The following is a 17,246-nucleotide window of genomic DNA, read 5'->3' as shown; positions in this document are numbered from 1 at the left end:
ATAATTCGACACGGTTTATAAAATTCCTGCTATTTTTTTATATAATCACTCTAAATTTTTAAAAAGGTTATCAGTGATGTTTTTCATTGATAACCTTTTTAGATGTGAATAGTATTAAGGCTTTTTTACCGTAAAAAAGACTCGTTCTGTCTTATCGCAAACAGGTTCGGACGTAAAATCACTTGTTATCGATAGGATATCGAAACCTACTTCCTCCAACCAAGAGATATATTGTTGAACGGGATATGTTCGTTGCTTATGTAGTTCATCAAAACGGTCATATTTTTCCGTTTCTTCATCAAATACAAAAAATGTTAATTCATGTTCAATTGAATAACGATGCTCTCCCGGAAAACTATTCCATATGTAAGAAATATTATCACCGTTATAAGCAAACGTTGCATTTCTATATATATCAGAAATTTTATATGTTGAATGTACATCAAATAATAATAAACCACCTTGGTTTAATGCACGATAAACTGATTGAAAAGTATTGATTACTTCTTGTTCAGTTTGCAAATAATTTAGTGAATCACAAAAGATGACAACAATGTCGAAATTTGTGAATCCTTCGAGCTCTGCCATATTTTGTTGATAAAAAGGAATCATGTAACCTTTATTCATTGCTTTTTCATAGGCTATTGATAACATTTCTTCAGACAAATCAACACCTGTTACATCAAAATCGTTCTCATAAAGTCTAGTCGACATTTCACCTGTACCACAAGCTAAATCAAGAATTCTTTTGGCAGTTCGATTGTGCACTTGTATTTCTCTCAAAAAAAATGTTAGCCATCGTTCGTAAGGTGCCTCATCCATCAATTCATCGTAAATCATGGAAAAATGTTCATAGCTCATTGTGAAAGTTCACTCATTACATCTTCATGAGGAGCGTCTCCCCATAAACGTTCAAGATTGTAATATTCTCTTTCATCACGGTGGAACACATGAACAACTACATCGCCAAGATCGACTAAAACCCAACGTGCCTCATCAAATCCTTCGAGACGCTTAACGTTATATCCTTTTTCATCAACTTGCTCTTTAATCTCTCTAACAATTGCTTGTACTTGTTTGTCTGAATTCCCATGACAAATAACAAAATAGTCAGCAATTAAGGAAATTCCTTTCATGTTTAGGACAACGATATCCATTGCTTTTTTATCATCTGCTGCTTTCACCGCGGTAAGTAATAATTCTCTATTTGTCATTTAAACATTAATGCCTCCTTTAAATGATGATTTTATAAGATATTTACAATTCATAGGTATTAGATGAGGCGTTATTCGTCGTATTAATTACCTTGTTTTCAGTAAAAAACTATTATATGTATCAATTGTGTCTTTATAAATAGCAGATTTTTGACTCGTTAAGAAAATGATTATATTCTGTAATGCACGGAAAACAGCGTCATCTAAGCTTGTTTGAGCCATTACTCTTACTTCTTCTACTCCAGGAAATTTTCTTCCAGGTTCAATATAATCTGCTAAAAAGACAACTTTTTCAAGTACAGTCATATTCGGTCTTCCAGTTGTATGGTAACGAATCGCATGTAAAATTTCCTCATCAGAAATACCAACTTCTTTTTTCACTAAGAAAGCACCAACAGGTCCATGCCAAAGTTCTGAATGGAATTTCAATAGTTCTTGTGGCATCCTTTCTTTAATAATTACTTGTCTCATTTCTTCAACCGGCCGATACTTTGCATAATCATGAAAAATGCCAGCTAATTCGGCTTTACGCTCATCACAACCATATTTTTTAGCCAATTCGATTGCTGTTTCCATGACACCGATCGTATGAATATATCTTTTTTCTGGTAGATGTTGTTTGACAATCGCTAATGCTTCATCTCGTTCCATATAAACGATTCTCCTCTATATACTTAATAACACTGTCAGTTAATAAATATTTAACCGAATGCCCTCTAGCAATCTTTTCTCTTATCATTGATGAAGAAATATCGATCGTAGGAATATCAATCATTTGAACCGGATAATTTGTTTTCCCTTTATAATTCGGTCGAGCAACCCCAATAAATTGGACTAATTTCATTAATTCCTCTATCTTATACCATTTAGGCAAGTAATCAATCATATCGCCACCAATAATAAAAGAAAATGTGTTTTCGGGTTCCAATTGACGTAATAGGGACATTGTTGTATAAGTATATGATTTTCCTTCCCTTTTTAACTCAATTGTTTCAATTTTATATCGACTATGGTCTTTCGTTGCCAATTCTAACATGTTTAATCGGTCTTTTACAGTTGAATTTGATTTTTTCTCTTTATGTGGTGGTATATGATTAGGCATAAAACGAACTTCATCTAAATTACATAAGGTAAGTACTTGATCTGCAATAATAAGATGACCGATATGTGGTGGATCAAATGTCCCACCTAATATCCCTACTTTTTTTTCCATATGCATCAACCTTAATTCGGTAATTCAATTGTTTTATTTTCTTTTGACTCTTTATACAAAACAATGGTGTTACCTATAATTTGGACTAATTCAGATTTCGTCCCATGCGATAATTTTTTAGCTACCGTATCTTTATCCTCTTCACAATTTTGTAGCACACTTACTTTAATTAATTCACGTACTTCTAGAGCATCTGAAATTTGGTTAATCATATTTTCATTCACTCCACCTTTCCCAACTTGAAAAATTGGGTTAAAATGATGTGCTTTCGATCGCAAAAATCTTTTTTGTTTGCCTGTTAACATAAAAATCATTCTCCTTTAAATTAAAGAATCCCGTATATATACTTCGACACCTTTTGGAACATAAGCTGCAACGATAACTCCGCCTTCAGGAATCATGACCCAGCCAAGACCTGAAAAAACAATGTCTGTTTTCCCTTGCTTTATTGAAAATTCTCGACGAACGAACGGTGGAAAATCATTTAGATCTTCTTTCCGTGGCGGGCTCAAAAGTTCACCTTTATGGTCTTCATATAAATCGTCAGCCTTTTCTAATTTTGTTCGATGAATGTGTAATTCATTGGATAAATAACAAACAAATGATGTTCGATCACCTTTAATGAAATCAAAACGCGCTAATCCACCCAAAAATAATGTTTGTTTTTCATTTAATTGATATACTTTTGGTTTAATTTCTTTTTTCGGTGTAATTATTTTTAAGTCTTTTTTATTTACAAAATGAGCCATCTGATGATGATTGATAATTCCTGGTGTATCATATATAGCTTGTCCATCATCAAATGGGATTTCAATCATATCTAATGTTGTACCAGGAAAATAAGAAGTAGTGATAATATTTTTCTCCCCAGTTACTTCAGAAATAATCCGGTTAATAAACGTAGATTTTCCAACATTGGTACAGCCAATTACATATACATCTTGACCATTACGGTATTTTTCGATTAAATCCATGACTTCTTTTATGAATAAGCCTTTATCTGCGCTAATTAAGGCAACATCAATTGGTTTTAACCCAAAACTTTTTGCTTGTTGTTGCAGCCAATTTTTTAAACGATTCGGATTTACTGATTTTGGTAGCAAATCAATTTTATTTCCAACTAATAGGACATCATTATTACCAGTAAATCGGTGAATACCTGGTAACCAACTTCCATTAAAATCAAATATATCAACAATTTTTACAATAAGGCCGGTAGAATGACCAATTCCATTCAAGATTTTCAAAAAATCATCATCTGTCAAAGATACATCTTGTACTTCATTATAATGTTTTAACCGGAAGCATCGTCTACAAATAATTTGTTCATTATTTAGCGAAGATGCTGGTGCATAGCCTGGTTTTGCAGGATCTTCGCTTTGAATAGTTGCTCCACAGCCAATACAAATATAATTATTTTCCAACTTTTGTGCCCTCCCATTGAAGTAAGCCTTTTTTGTTAAACCAATTTAAAATCTTTCGCTCAACCATTCGATTAAATTTTGTTGCAAATCCGTCCGTTTGGGCTACAGGAACAACGAGGATTGTATAAAATCCCGCTCTATTACCACCAAAAATATCCGTAAGTAATTGATCTCCAATCATAACCGTTTCCTCTTGTGGTAAATTCATTGTGTGAAGTGCTTTTTGAAATGCTTTTCCTAAAGGTTTTCTCGCTTTATAAATATAAGGAATACCTAGTGGTTCAGCAAACTTATGTACTCGCTTTTCATTATTATTAGAAAGGATAACTATTTGTATCCCACTCTCCCGCATTTCTTTAAACCAAGCGGTAAGCTCTGGTGTAGCAAGTGGCCTATCCCATTCGACTAATGTATTATCTAAGTCTGTTATGATCCCTTTTATATTTTTTTCTTTTAAAAACGCAGGTGTAATCTCAAAAATAGAATTTACATACTCGTTCGGTAAAAAACGTTTTAACATAATCGACACCTCAAATGACCCAATCTTTCAATACGGTTTATTCGTCCTATTGATTTTATATTTTAAACATACTATTTATCATATTTTTTATTGCATTTTTTTGCAAGTTCTATTTTCAATCTCAACCGTCCCCAATTTCTTTAACGATAGGAATCATTTTTCGACATATTCCTCCTTAAACCGACAACTAGCAAAAACATTTCGACAATTTTCAACCCTATTCAACAGTTGTGGATAAGCTTATTCACATTATACAACCCGATATGAAGAGTTTTTTTCGTTTTACTAACAAATTAACCACAGCTTATCCACCATCTATGTGGATAATTGGAACGCTTGTTCTATATTTAATTTTTTGCTAAAGTTGAATTATTAATAAAATGACAACTTACTAGTATATGATACGTAAATAAATTTATGAATTTATTTTGGAGGTGAATGGTGTAAACCGAACAAATGGAAAATTTATCAGACCAACTACTTATTGAGTCGTATTATAAAGCTATCGAACTAAAGTTATCTCCAGAGTTCATCCACCTCATAGAAAAAGAAATCGAGCGTCGTTCTTTATTATGTAAAATTGATAATAAAAATCATGCTAAATATTCAAATTAGTTTTCTCACATAAAAATAGTCGTTCCTCACTGTTCTTGTGAGGAACTTGATATATTTATCTTTCAAGCAAATAACCAATCGGTTGACCCATTTTAACGACATATGGACTAGTAATGTTTTGATCTAATAAAAAGGTTTCTTTCTCAAATAGAAGAACAACAGTAGATCCAAAAGAGAAATATGCAAATTCCTCACCTTTACGCAAATATGTTTGTTCATTTGTATATGTAATTGTATTAACAAACATTGCGCCGACTTTCACTACAGCAAGTTTCCCGCCATGATGGTTTAATTCAGTGATCACTCGGTAATTTTTTGATAATGGATCTTTTCCATATAGAAGACCGAGGCGATTGACTGGATAGGAACGATTTCCTAATTCCCATCGTTCGAGAACTTCTCCATTTATTGGACTATGAATTCGATGGTAATCTTTTGGACTTAAATAAAAGACCATATAAGTCCCTTTACAATATTGCTCTGCTTTTTCAGCGTCCCCCAACATTTCAACTAAAGAATACATTTTTTCCTTCACTAATATTTCTGTTGTCGGTTCAATTTTACCTGTTGATTCAATTACAGCGTCTACTGGGCTAATAACTTCATTTTGCTTCATACTAATTGGCCTGGACTCTTTTTTTAATTTACGAATAAATAGTTCATGTAATGTCGTATATTCATTATAAGGTAATTCAAACTCATTTAAATCAATTTGATAGTATTTTATAAATGAAGGAATCATATATTTACTCATCTTTGACATCGTAAATTTTCTTATCAAATTTGATGACCAAGATCGATTTGTTAATTCGATACATTTTCGGTAAAAATATTTTTTCATATTTATCTCCTTGTTTATCGCTTTTTTCTTATTATTGTCATAAAATATATTATAATTGATGTATAATCGACTTAGTTAAAATTCATAAATGAAAGAGGTGAAATCATGTTATTCAAAACAGAAGTGACTGATATCGCAATAAAAAAAGTGAAATCACAAATAGCAAATATGATGACATTATGTAATTTATTTTTAGGCGGCTTCTCAATTATCTTCACAATCCAAGGACAATTAAGATATAGTACATTATTAATATTTGTTGCAGCGTTACTCGACCGATTTGACGGCATGGTGGCCCGAAAATTAAAAATAGAATCCGAGCTTGGGAAACAATTAGATTCTATGGGTGATATTATTTCATTTGGAGTTGCTCCGGCACTATTATTATATCAAGGTATCATTAATATTTTCTCTATTCCTGGCATATTCTTTACTGTGTTTTATATCGGTTGTGGCGCGTTTCGACTCGCTAGATTTAATATTACAGAAAGTAATGGTTATTTTCATGGACTACCCATTACAGCAGCTGGTTGTATTTTAACATTATGCTATCTTGGCAATGAAATAATTTCAACCTCTTTTTACTTATTCTTAATTATTATCTTATCCTTTTTCATGATTAGTCCGTTGAAAATTAAAAAAGTGTAACAAACCTTGTGCATCCATTCCTTTTGCGAGGGCAAAACAGCACTGAACAAAAAACATTTGCTAATATGAGGTATCGCTACCAAAATTTATTTGGTAGCGAAAATAAGGAGCTATCTAGAGTCGTATTTCAGACTTCTGGATGCCCCTTTTCACATGAAATATGAATAATCTTGTTTAACTTTTGGAAAAGCTTTCAACATTGCCGTTTTTTACAATCAAAAAATTGTTTAATTGCTCCTTTTTTCCTTTTCCGCCCGATAAAATTCATGGAACATTTTCATTAACGCCCTTTTCTCAATTCGTGAAACATAGCTCCGTGATATACCTAATTCTTTTGCCAATTCACGTTGGGTTTTTTCCTTCATCATCCCGAGACCGAAACGGCCGATTATTACTTCTTTTTCTCGATCATCAAGCACACGAATATATTCTTTAACTTTTTCCAACTCCATATTTAATTGAATTGTGTCAATGACATCTTCAGAATCTGACTTCAATACATCGATTAAACTAATCTCATTCCCTTCTTTATCTTGCCCAATTGGGTCATGTAGTGAAACATCCTTTTTCGTCTTCTTTAGTGCCCGTAAATGCATCAGAATCTCATTTTCTATACATCTAGCAGCATATGTAGCTAATTTTGTTCCTTTTCCATCTGAGAAGCTTTCAATGGCTTTTATTAAGCCGATGGTCCCTATAGATATAAGATCTTCTTGATCCTCTCCAGTGTTTTCGAACTTTTTTACAATATGAGCAACCAGTCTTAAATTGTGCTCAATTAACATATTTCTCGCCTCTTTATCCCCTTCAGCCATAAGTTTTAAGTATTTTCGTTCTTGGCTTGGTGATAAAGGTTGCGGGAAGGCATTATTTTTCACATATGACACAAAGAAAATAAGCTCTTTAAAGAGGACAGCTATTGCAGAAAAAATCCCTGACATGAATACACCTCCAATGAAATTTCCACTGCCTATAAGGTATACCTATGTCAGAAATGAAGAAAAAGTGTATGTCCACTTAAAAAAGTGTATGTTCCATTTTAAGAGAACTCATGGACCACAAGCCTTGACGAAAGCAAAACCGTAGTTGGCTTGAGCATATAGGATAGTAATTGGAGTGCAGAAAAAGAGCTGTACCATTTGGACAGCCCACAATGATAATATGAAATTTTGTTAATCATCTTCTATTTCGTTTAATTTCTTTTTACATTCTAACGCTCTTCTAAAAAATACAAAAGCAAATAATAAACTTATAACCATGCCACAGGTGACGAGATATAATTTAGTATCTGTTAATTGACTTCCTTTAAGAATGAGACCAATGTATAAAAAGGTGCTAATCGCAGTTAATACAATTGCATAATTTTTAAAATCATGTAGTTTATTTAAAAGTTTTTCAGCATTATTCACTGTTTCACCTTCTAATCTATTCGCTTATCTATTAATAGATTAACATGAAATAATGAAACTGTATTGATGTAAATTTAGGAAATCACCGTATTCGATACCATGTTTTTCTGTATCGATAAAGAAAACTCTATTCGCGCACAAGCCTTGGCGAAGCGAGAGGCTAGAGTTCGCTTGATATAAAAGAGAGTTTTTTCGGCTTTGATTGTATGTTGATAGAGCCTTTCTTGTACCGCTAATGTGTATAGGAAAATAGAAATTTGGAAATTTATACGTTCCTAATTGCCAAAAAATGCGTAAGTGATAGAATTGTATCTTTCACTTACGCATTTTTCACTTAATAAACCATTCATTCCATTCATTTTTTTCGTTACGACTCAATGACATGTCTTTTACAATTATTCCTCACATATAACAAATAGTGGAACTTTTACTGAGTAAAATTACATGTTTTTTATCATTTCTAATACAAGATCTGCTGAATTTTGTGCTGCTATATGCAAAAATTGATCAAAAGATATGTCCGATTCTTTTCCAGCAATATCAGATAAAGAACGGATGATGACAAAAGGTGTATGAAATTGATAAGCTACTTGTGCTATGGCAGCGGCTTCCATTTCAACTGCCTGTAATCCAGGGAACTTTTGGGCAACCATTTTTACTCGTTCAGGGTCGCTCATAAATGAGTCACCAGAGGCAATTAATCCTTTTGTAACCGAAATTTCTTTTAGAATATTTGTTGACTCCTCTGCAAGAGCAACCAGCTTTTCATCAGCAGCGTAATCTTTCGGCATTTGAGGAACTTGTCCGAAATCATAGCCAAATACAGTCGCATCTACATCATGATGACAGACATTTGTTGAAATAACGATATCACCAACATTAAGTTTAGGATTTAAGCCCCCAGCCGACCCTGTATTTATTACGATATTTGGTTGGTACCGTTCCAATAATATCGCAGTTGACATCGCTGCATTCACTTTACCAATACCTGATTTCAATAAAATAATCTCTTTTCCGCCATAGGAACCTGAAGTGAATTCACTATTTGCCACCACTTCTATTTGTCGATTTTCTAATTTCTCTCTTATAATTGTAACTTCTTCTTCCATTGCTCCAATAATAGCTAACTTCACTTCGGACACTCCCATTATCTCTTATCATTTTCTTTTAATTGTTCAAGTTTTGTTGGTTTCCATCCTTCACCATCGACCCATTCCAAATAAACACGATAAATTTTTGTTGAGTCTTTCGTGGAAATTGTTCCAATCACATTTTTATTTGGCGTTCCACCATTTTCTAGCCACCAAACAATCATATTATCTGTACTAACTCCTGTTGCATAACTTAATGCTTTTTCCATTTCTTGTCGATCTGTTGTTCCTTTATCATACTTTGTTGTATGCTCACCAGTTTGACTAGTTCCTATAGGTTGCCAATTATTATTTATTTTGGCTTCAATCACATTTGGATCATCACTTTCAACTGTTTCGACTTCTTCTTCCGTTGAAGATTCATCATCTTTTTGTTCTTCGGAGTCTTCCTTTGTCTTAGGTTCTTTATCAGTTGTGGCGTTATTCGTATTATCTTTTTTAGCAGTTCCTTTATCCTCTACTTTTTCTATTTTTTGAGAGTCATGTTTGTTCCCTGAAGTTTCATTTACATCTTTCTGTGAAGAAATGATTGACCAGCCAACGACAACAATTAATAAGAATACAACAGCAATAGAAATATTTAATATTAAATTTACTTTCTTTTGTTTGGAATGTTTTCTCAAGTTTTGTCGCGATGGTGGATTTTGATTAGCCATATACTATTCCCCCAATCTAATCTACATATAATCTCATTATTCATGTTTATGAGTTTTTTGTACAGTTAAACTTACATATCATTATTTTTACAAGGGAATCTGATTTTGTCAAAACCTATTTATGATCATATTCATACAAAAAACGAACAGCATCGTTAAAGATTGGTGTTACTGATCCTTCATTGGATAAAACGTCTAAATTAACAACGGCCAATGCATATTTCGGTTTATTAAAAGGAAAATATCCAACAAACCATTTATTTAATAGCTCTTGTCCATTTTCATCATAATGATACGTTTGTGCTGTACCTGATTTTCCAGCTACTTCATACGGGGCATTCTTTAAACTTCTTCCTGTTCCATCCTCGTTTTTGACAACTTCTCGTAGTAATTGTTGTAATTTACTTATTGTATATGGTGATAAATTTTCTCCCCTTAATGATTTCTCTGGAAAGTTATACAGTATACTGCCATTTTTATAACGAACAGACAAGGCTGCACGCACTTGCTTTTTTTCTCCCCCACGAGCGATTGTTGCCATCATATTTGCAGCAGCAAGGGGTGAAATTCTTACATTTTGTTGACCGATTCCCGTTTGACGTGCAAGTTTTCTATCTCGCCTTTCATGATTATCTAAATAGAGATATCCTTTTTCCTCGTCTACTAATTGTTTAAAATTTTCAAAGTGATAGACATCACCTTGCCAACCGACTGTTTCAACAAGACCTAATTTTTTCGCATACTCTTCGATTATATGATTGTCTATTGTATGTAATTCAGCTGCTAAAGTCGCAAACGTATTATTACAACTAACAGCAAAACTTTTCGTAAAGTTAATTACTCCATGTTGATATTTTTGATCAATTTCTCCATGAATTGTTCGACTACAATCAAACGTACGATTTTGAGATACTAATTGATTATCGATAGCAGCTGCAGCAATAACCGTTTTAAAAACAGACCCTGGAATTTGGGCTGTTAACATATAGTTTTTCGCACCGTTATTTGCAAAAGGGTCAGATTCAGTCATTTTAGGTCTTGAGACATTGGCTAAAATTGAATTTGTTTCAATATCTAATAAAATGATGCCACCTTTATTCATTTGATGTTGGTCGGCTATATTCTCCATTTTACGTTGGATATGATCATCAACCGTTGTTTGTACAGTAACAGGATAAAATGGATTGGATGGGTCTGTATATTTTACATCAATACCGAATAATGGTCCACCACGTCCATCAACATGATAGATTAGTTTTGTATTTTCTTCTTGAAGTAAAAATTCATCAAAACTTTTTTGGAGACCGGAAATTCCTATATACGTATTGATTGGTAACTTCTTATCTGGGTACCTTTTTTTTAGTTCCTCCTTATTTTGTCCAACGATTCCAAGTAGTTGGGCAGCTGGTGGGAATTTTCGATCAAATTGTTTTTTTACCGCAAATACTCCTGGTATTTTCAATTGATTGATTTCCGTCATTTGTTTATCTGTTAGTTCAAGTGGTTCAGGGTCCCCATAGACGATTGGTTCTTTTGCTTCATCAAGCGCTCGTAAAAGATCATACTCACTGACATGAATAATATCCGCTACTTTTTTAACATCCCATTCCATGCGTTTTAAAAAAGGGAATAATATAAGTGAAGGGACTGCTTTATGAGTTAGCGGAACCATATTGCGGTCATAAAATTTTCCACGACCACTATCGATAACCACTTCTTGTGATCTTTGTTTAACACTTTCCTCAATTAAATTTATGTTATGATCGGTAAAATTTTCCGTAGCAATTAATTGAATTTGCGCTAATCTTCCAAGAAGAATGATTAAACCAATTAAAAATAATGTACCAATGAAAATAAAACGTCTATTAAACACGAAAATCACCCCTTACCATTGTTGACGTAAGGGGTATTTTTTAATCGAGATATATGAAAATAGTTAAACAATTCATTCCTATGAAAAAGAACAACTATAATAAATGACTTCTTCAAAAGCAACAACTTTTAAGAAAATAGCCTTCATTATTGAACATTTGTTATTTTCACTTGCATTTCTCCACCAGGCGTTTGAACTGTTACTTGATCACCAATTTTTTTACCAATTAAACTTTTTGCTATTGGTGAATCGTTGGAAATTCGACCTTCAAAAGGATCAGCCTCTGCACTACCAACAATTGTATACGTTTCTTCATCACCATCTGGCAATTCTATAAATGTAACAGATTTCCCTAGAGTAACTGTATCACTATTTGCTTCACTATCCTCAATAATGACCGCATTTCGTACCATTTTTTCAAGTAGAGCAATTCGTCCTTCTACAAAAGCTTGTTCATCTTTTGCAGAATCGTACTCAGAGTTCTCGGACAAATCCCCAAAACTTCTGGCAATCTTAATTCTTTCGACTACTTCTTTCCGTTTAACCGTCTTTAAATGTTCTAGTTCTTGCTCAAGTTTTTCCTTACCCTCTTTTGTCATTGGATATTGTTTCTCTTGTACCATATATAACACTCCTTATTTTTTATCGAGTACTACTTTATTTATAGTAAACAAAATGGTTAGTTATGAAAGAACCAAGTTACAAAAGATGTACTACCTATTGTTTCATAAAAAGGACTTTTGTTCAAGAATTGTTTGAATTTTAGTCACCATTAAATCAATTGCGACCTTGTTTTGACCACCTTCTGGAATAATAATATCTGCATATCTTTTTGTTGGTTCTACAAATTGATTATGCATCGGTCTTACTACAGATAAATATTGATCAATAACCGAATCCATCGTACGTGCACGTTCCTTTGTATCCCGTAATAGCCTTCTAATTATTCGAAGATCGGCATCTGTATCGACAAATAACTTAATATCCATTAAGTTACGTAATCGCTCATCTTCCAAAACTAAAATACCTTCTAAAATAATGACTTCCCTCGGCTCGATATGAACGGTTTCTTTTGATCTTGTATGAATGGTATAATCATAAACCGGCTTTTCTATTGCCTTATAATGTAATAATTGAACAAGATGTTCAATTAAATAATCTGTATCAAATGCAAGTGGATGGTCGTAGTTTGTCTTCAACCGTTCTTCAAAAGGTTTGTCAGTTTGATCTTTATAATATGCATCTTGTTCAATTAGAGCGATTGACTCTTCTCCAAACCGTTCAATAATTGCCTTTGTTACACTAGTCTTTCCTGATCCAGAACCACCAGCTATCCCTATAATGACAGGTTTAGGCTGCATTTTAGTTCTCCTTTCGCATTAAGTTATAACGATAAAGGGGCTTCTCCACTTGAAAACGGACGATTTGTAAAGGATGTCTTGCCGCATCAAGCATATTTCCTTCTTCATCGTATAAGTCTTTAATCTTCATCGTAAAATTCTCTATATTCGGCCCGAAAAATTCAACTTCATCGCCCACTTTAAAGAAGTTCCTTTGTTGAAGTGTAACCATTTTTGTTTCTTCATCATAATCCAACACCATCCCTGCAAAATCATGTGATGGCTTATGTCTTGTTTCATTAAATAATTGCTGTTGATATCCTGGTAATCCTTCATAAAATCCATAATCTGTTTCACGGTTGGCACATTTGGCAAGCTCGTCCATCCATTCTTCTTCAAAAATAAAATGATCAGGGTCAGCACAATAGGCATCAATTACTTTTCGATAAACACGAACTACTGTTGCGATATAATGAATAGATTTCATTCTGCCTTCAATTTTAAAGCTGTCAATTCCCATTTCAATTAGTTCTGGAACATATCGCAATAAGTTCATATCTTTCGAACTCATCGCAAAAGGTGCATCATTATCGGCAAATAAAGGCTGTTCTTCATTTTGATCTTGTCTGTACAAATCATAATTCCAGCGACAACTTTGGCAACAACCACCACGATTGGAATCGCGCGCTGTCATATGGTTACTTAGTACACATCGGCCTGAATAGGCAATACACATCGCACCATGAACAAACACTTCAACTTCAATATCTACTTTTTCTTTAATTTCCTTCATTTCATCTGCCGTTGCTTCTCGTGCTAAAACAACCCGTTCAAGTCCCTCTTCTTTCCAATATTGGGCTGCCCGCCAGTTAGATAAAGATTGCTGTGTACTTAAATGGCGTTCTAATTTTGGAGCAACTCTTTTTGCTGTTTCGATGATTAGTGGATCAGCAACAATAATTCCACAAACTCCTGCATCTTCTAGACCACACAAGTAAGACTCTAGACCCGAAATATTTTCATTATGTGCAATGATATTTGTTGTTACATATATTTTTGCATTATATTGTTTTGCAAAATTAACGCCCTCTTTTATTTCTTCCAACGTAAAGTTATCGGCGTTCGAACGAAGGCTATACTCTTGTCCACCGATAAAAACTGCATCTGCACCATACATCACTGCAATTTTCAATTTTTCTAAATTACCTGCTGGTGCTAACAATTCAGGCTTTTTTATGATTACTCGTTTACCATTTCTTATTTCTGAAATATGATCAAGTAATTGAGTCATATTTTTCCTCCTCTTAATAAACCGTCTCTTTAAAGAAAAACCCTGTATCAATGCCACGATTTTTCGGTTGAATTTCCTCTATTTTCTCTAACCAATTATTTTTCATTTCATCGTACTGATCTGTATTCTCAACACATAAATCAATTGCTTTTCGATACAGTTTTGTTACTTCAACTAAATAGTCTGTTGATTTAAGAATACCGTCTATCTTAAATGAATCAATCCCTGCTTCAATAAGCTCTTGTAGTTCATCAATTATACAAATATCATTCGCACTCATAATATGAGTTCCGTTTTCATCTTCAAAAACCGGATACTTACTATTCCGTTCTGGGTCATATAAAAATAAATTCCCATTGTCTTCTGAAGGAATTATTTCCATAGACTTTCCTTGGTATTGGAAATAATTACCTAATAAAGAACGTTTTGATTGAAACATACAACTCATTCCATGGACAAGAATTTCTATTTCTACTTCCGCATTTTCTTTAATTTCAATGATCTCATCCATACTTAATTCACGAGCTAAAACGCTACGTGCTGCTCCTTTTCTCCCCCAATAGTTACAAGTATACCAATTTGTTGCCAATGTTTCCGTACTCCAATGTAACTTCATTTGTGGAGTTACGGTTTTTGCTGCCATTAAAACAGCAGGATCACCATAAACAACAGCATCTGCACCTGCATTTTGTAAAAACTGAAGATAATCCTCTAGCTCGTCTACTTTTTCATTATGAAAAATCGCATTCATTGCCACATATACTTTACAGTTTGCGGCATGTGCTATTTCAATTGCCTTTATAACATCGTCTCTTTTAAATTCACCAGCTAAACGAAGACCATATCTCACTTCACCAATTAAAAACGCATCCGCCCCTGCTTCAATTAATGAAGTTATATCTTCCACACGAGTTGGTGTGACTAAAAGTTCGGGTTTTCTCATTTTACCACCTCAATAGAATTACTTTTTCAAGCTTATCGCTATACCGTCTCCAACAGGTAAAATAATTGTTTGATAATCAGGATGATGAACTAACCAGTCATTATATCGATCAATTTTCTTTCCTAATTTTTGTAAACGTTTATTCTCTCCATCGTCGCGATAAACATACCCTTTAAATAAAACATTGTCCGTAATAATTAAACTGCGATCATTAGAAAAAGGAGTATAAAGTTCAAAAAACTTTTGATATTGTCCTTTTGCAGCATCAATAAAAATACAATCAAAAGGGGCATATGCACGAACTTGAGTTACAACTTCGAATGCATCCCCTTTTATTAAAACAATTTGGTCTTCTTTATGATCACGAGCAATATTTTGCTCTGCTTGTACGAATCGCTCTTCATCCCGCTCGATTGTAACTACCTTCGCACCAGTTTCATCCGCCATTCGTAATGCAGAATAGCCAATCGCAGAACCAATTTCTAAAATTGTCTTTGGCTGGTATATTCGTAAGATTTGGAGGACAGTTTCCATACTGTAACGATCCATAATTGGAACGTTCCTCTCACTAGCATATTGTTCTATCTGTCTATATAACGGCTTAACTCCGGGTAGTTGGTCATATAAATATTTTAATAAATGTTCATCAATCATTCATGTTTCTCCTTCAAAGTACATGCAAATCCGCTAATACAAGAAAAAAGGTCATTATAAAGGTGGTTTAATTAACCGATAATCCCTTTATGAATGACACTGTTTTACATATTAAAAATATACGGGTATTATTTTACCATAAAAATGTAAAAAGGTAAAGGTAGAAGGTCCAACTCAATTCATCAAAAAAGTTGCTGTTTTCATAAGCTTTGTTGAAGAAATAATCTATGAGAAAACAACCATCTTTATATAAAATTAATGATTTTTCTTCTCTATATGTTCCGCATATTTTTCATTATGTTCTTCTAACGTTTTTGAAAATAGTACTTTTCCGTCAGCAGTTGCTAAGAAATAGTAATAGTCTGTGCTTGTTGGATAAAGTGCTGCCTCTATCGAAACCTTTCCACTATTTGCGATTGGCCCAGGCGGTAATCCCGTGTTTAAATACGTATTATATGGATCCTCCACTTCATAATAATCCTTAAAGGTGAGTCGCTCTCGATGTTTGCCAATCGCGTAAATGACTGTTGGGTCCGTTTGTAATGGCATACCTGCCTTGATTCGATTATAGAATACACTAGAAATTGCTTTCCGGTCTGTTTCTTTTGTCGCCTCTTCCTCAATTAAAGAAGCAACCGTTAGTACTTCATGAACAGACATTTCTTTTTTATTTATGTCAACACGGTACTCATCAACAATTTCATTCGTTTTCTTAATCATCGTAAGCAAAATCTCTTCAAGAGGAGGATTCTTTTCATAATAATGATACGTAGCTGGGTAAAGATAGCCTTCTAATGGAAACTTAATATTTTTACCAAAAACATCTTTCGTTACTAAATCAGGATATTGTTCCATGACCTGTTCGATAAATTTTTTATCATTTACTTTGTCGAGTACTTCTTTTTCACTATACTTTGTTTGTTTTGCAATAATCGCTGCAATTTCAGTTAATTTTAATCCTTCAGGTACCGAAATTGTTACCACTGCTTTTTTATGAACACGTCCGGTTTTTAAACTTTTTATAATTTGATTAAAAGACATAGAAGGTGACAATTGATAAGTCCCTGCTTGGAAACCAGATTCATTTTTAAACTTTACATAATATTTAAAAACATGTTCATCTTTAATAATTTTCTTGTCTTCTAATATTGCTGCAATATCAGACGTGCCAGATCCTAATGGGATTTCTACTTTAATTTCTTTATTGCTATTAGGATCAAGTGGTTTTAATGCCCCTTTCACATAAAGATATCCACCTGTGAAAATACCAGCGACTAATAATATAATAATCGCTGTAGTTAAAAATACTATTTTTCTTACAGTCTTTGCCTCGGTATATTTTTCTTGCATTTTTATTTCCATTAACTTTTTCTTTTCATTCTTATCCATTGAAAACCTCCTTATGGGAGTGCGAAAAATGTAAAAAGTACTCGAAACTTTCTTTCCTGGATTAT

21 protein-coding genes are annotated in these 17,246 nt (G+C 33.4%); 2 read left to right on the top strand and 19 right to left on the bottom strand.

Going from position 1 to position 17,246, the window contains the following annotated elements; all coding sequences use genetic code 11:
* Positions 1-114: 114 nt before the first annotated feature.
* The 7 genes from BN2144_RS11485 to BN2144_RS11455 form a co-directional block, all read right to left on the bottom strand.
* Positions 115-861: a class I SAM-dependent DNA methyltransferase gene (locus BN2144_RS11485; RefSeq protein WP_033828356.1), complete on the bottom strand. Its 747-nt coding sequence runs from the start codon at positions 859-861 to the stop codon at positions 115-117.
* Positions 858-1,214, bottom strand: a complete 357-nt coding sequence (rsfS, locus tag BN2144_RS11480) for a ribosome silencing factor (RefSeq protein WP_033828355.1) — start codon at positions 1,212-1,214, stop codon at positions 858-860. Before rsfS ends, BN2144_RS11485 begins: the two co-directional genes overlap by 4 nt.
* An 87-nt stretch (positions 1,215-1,301) precedes the next feature.
* On the bottom strand, positions 1,302-1,865 hold the full coding sequence (gene yqeK / locus BN2144_RS11475) for a bis(5'-nucleosyl)-tetraphosphatase (symmetrical) YqeK (protein ID WP_033828354.1): 564 nt from the start codon (positions 1,863-1,865) through the stop codon (positions 1,302-1,304).
* Entirely contained in the window at positions 1,852-2,427 is a 576-nt protein-coding gene (locus BN2144_RS11470; protein WP_033828353.1) for a nicotinate-nucleotide adenylyltransferase, read from the bottom strand. Before BN2144_RS11470 ends, yqeK begins: the two co-directional genes overlap by 14 nt.
* 11 nt (positions 2,428-2,438) lie before the next feature.
* Positions 2,439-2,732 (bottom strand): ribosome assembly RNA-binding protein YhbY, encoded by a 294-nt coding sequence (yhbY, locus tag BN2144_RS11465; RefSeq protein WP_033828352.1) that lies wholly within the window; start codon positions 2,730-2,732, stop codon positions 2,439-2,441.
* 15 nt (positions 2,733-2,747) lie between these two features.
* On the bottom strand, positions 2,748-3,851 hold the full coding sequence (gene yqeH / locus BN2144_RS11460; protein WP_033828351.1) for a ribosome biogenesis GTPase YqeH: 1,104 nt from the start codon (positions 3,849-3,851) through the stop codon (positions 2,748-2,750).
* Positions 3,841-4,371: a YqeG family HAD IIIA-type phosphatase gene (locus BN2144_RS11455; RefSeq protein WP_033828350.1), complete on the bottom strand. Its 531-nt coding sequence runs from the start codon at positions 4,369-4,371 to the stop codon at positions 3,841-3,843. Before BN2144_RS11455 ends, yqeH begins: the two co-directional genes overlap by 11 nt.
* A 456-nt stretch (positions 4,372-4,827) precedes the next feature.
* On the opposite strand from BN2144_RS11455, the gene BN2144_RS11450 reads away from it, so the two are divergent.
* On the top strand, positions 4,828-4,986 hold the full coding sequence (locus BN2144_RS11450) for a sporulation histidine kinase inhibitor Sda (RefSeq protein WP_033828349.1): 159 nt from the start codon (positions 4,828-4,830) through the stop codon (positions 4,984-4,986).
* Positions 4,987-5,041: 55 nt separating this feature from the next.
* Here the strand turns inward: BN2144_RS11450 and BN2144_RS11445 are convergent, their stop codons facing one another.
* Entirely contained in the window at positions 5,042-5,827 is a 786-nt protein-coding gene (locus BN2144_RS11445) for a phosphatidylserine decarboxylase (RefSeq protein ID WP_033828348.1), read from the bottom strand.
* Positions 5,828-5,932: 105 nt separating this feature from the next.
* On the opposite strand from BN2144_RS11445, the gene pssA reads away from it, so the two are divergent.
* Entirely contained in the window at positions 5,933-6,475 is a 543-nt protein-coding gene (pssA, locus tag BN2144_RS11440; protein ID WP_033828347.1) for a CDP-diacylglycerol--serine O-phosphatidyltransferase, read from the top strand.
* Positions 6,476-6,702: 227 nt separating this feature from the next.
* Here pssA and sigK read toward each other — a convergent pair whose 3' ends face one another.
* From sigK to mltG, 11 genes are all read right to left on the bottom strand, one after another.
* The gene (gene sigK, locus BN2144_RS11435; RefSeq protein WP_033828346.1) at positions 6,703-7,416 is read right to left on the bottom strand and encodes an RNA polymerase sporulation sigma factor SigK; all 714 of its coding nucleotides are present in this window, start codon (positions 7,414-7,416) and stop codon (positions 6,703-6,705) included.
* A 231-nt stretch (positions 7,417-7,647) separates the two neighbouring features.
* The gene (locus BN2144_RS11430) at positions 7,648-7,884 is read right to left on the bottom strand and encodes a YrhC family protein (RefSeq protein WP_033828345.1); all 237 of its coding nucleotides are present in this window, start codon (positions 7,882-7,884) and stop codon (positions 7,648-7,650) included.
* A 440-nt stretch (positions 7,885-8,324) separates the two neighbouring features.
* The gene (gene mtnN / locus BN2144_RS11425; protein WP_033828609.1) at positions 8,325-9,017 is read right to left on the bottom strand and encodes a 5'-methylthioadenosine/S-adenosylhomocysteine nucleosidase; all 693 of its coding nucleotides are present in this window, start codon (positions 9,015-9,017) and stop codon (positions 8,325-8,327) included.
* Positions 9,018-9,031: 14 nt separating this feature from the next.
* The gene (locus tag BN2144_RS11420; protein ID WP_042337867.1) at positions 9,032-9,691 is read right to left on the bottom strand and encodes a YrrS family protein; all 660 of its coding nucleotides are present in this window, start codon (positions 9,689-9,691) and stop codon (positions 9,032-9,034) included.
* Positions 9,692-9,806: 115 nt separating this feature from the next.
* Positions 9,807-11,564 (bottom strand): peptidoglycan D,D-transpeptidase FtsI family protein, encoded by a 1,758-nt coding sequence (locus BN2144_RS11415; protein ID WP_033828344.1) that lies wholly within the window; start codon positions 11,562-11,564, stop codon positions 9,807-9,809.
* 146 nt (positions 11,565-11,710) lie between these two features.
* Positions 11,711-12,187, bottom strand: coding sequence for a transcription elongation factor GreA (greA, locus tag BN2144_RS11410; protein WP_033828343.1), 477 nt, complete (start codon positions 12,185-12,187; stop codon positions 11,711-11,713).
* Positions 12,188-12,289: 102 nt separating this feature from the next.
* Positions 12,290-12,925, bottom strand: coding sequence for a uridine kinase (gene udk, locus BN2144_RS11405; RefSeq protein WP_033828342.1), 636 nt, complete (start codon positions 12,923-12,925; stop codon positions 12,290-12,292).
* Position 12,926: 1 nt separating this feature from the next.
* Positions 12,927-14,195 carry a peptidase U32 family protein gene (locus BN2144_RS11400; RefSeq protein ID WP_033828341.1) on the bottom strand — a complete coding sequence of 423 codons (1,269 nt, stop codon included), beginning with the start codon at positions 14,193-14,195 and terminating at the stop codon, positions 12,927-12,929.
* Between the two features lie 13 nt (positions 14,196-14,208).
* Positions 14,209-15,138, bottom strand: a complete 930-nt coding sequence (locus tag BN2144_RS11395; RefSeq protein ID WP_033828340.1) for a peptidase U32 family protein — start codon at positions 15,136-15,138, stop codon at positions 14,209-14,211.
* A gap of 18 nt (positions 15,139-15,156) precedes the next feature.
* Entirely contained in the window at positions 15,157-15,792 is a 636-nt protein-coding gene (locus BN2144_RS11390; protein WP_033828339.1) for an O-methyltransferase, read from the bottom strand.
* Between the two features lie 255 nt (positions 15,793-16,047).
* Positions 16,048-17,181, bottom strand: coding sequence for an endolytic transglycosylase MltG (gene mltG, locus BN2144_RS11385; protein ID WP_033828338.1), 1,134 nt, complete (start codon positions 17,179-17,181; stop codon positions 16,048-16,050).
* Positions 17,182-17,246 lie beyond the last annotated feature (65 nt).

Source organism: Bacillus andreraoultii (assembly GCF_001244735.1).
Taxonomy (GTDB): Bacteria; Bacillota; Bacilli; order Bacillales; family Caldibacillaceae; genus Caldifermentibacillus; species Caldifermentibacillus andreraoultii.
Note: the sequence above shows the minus strand (reverse complement) of the source record. Positions and strands in the feature narration are given on the sequence as shown.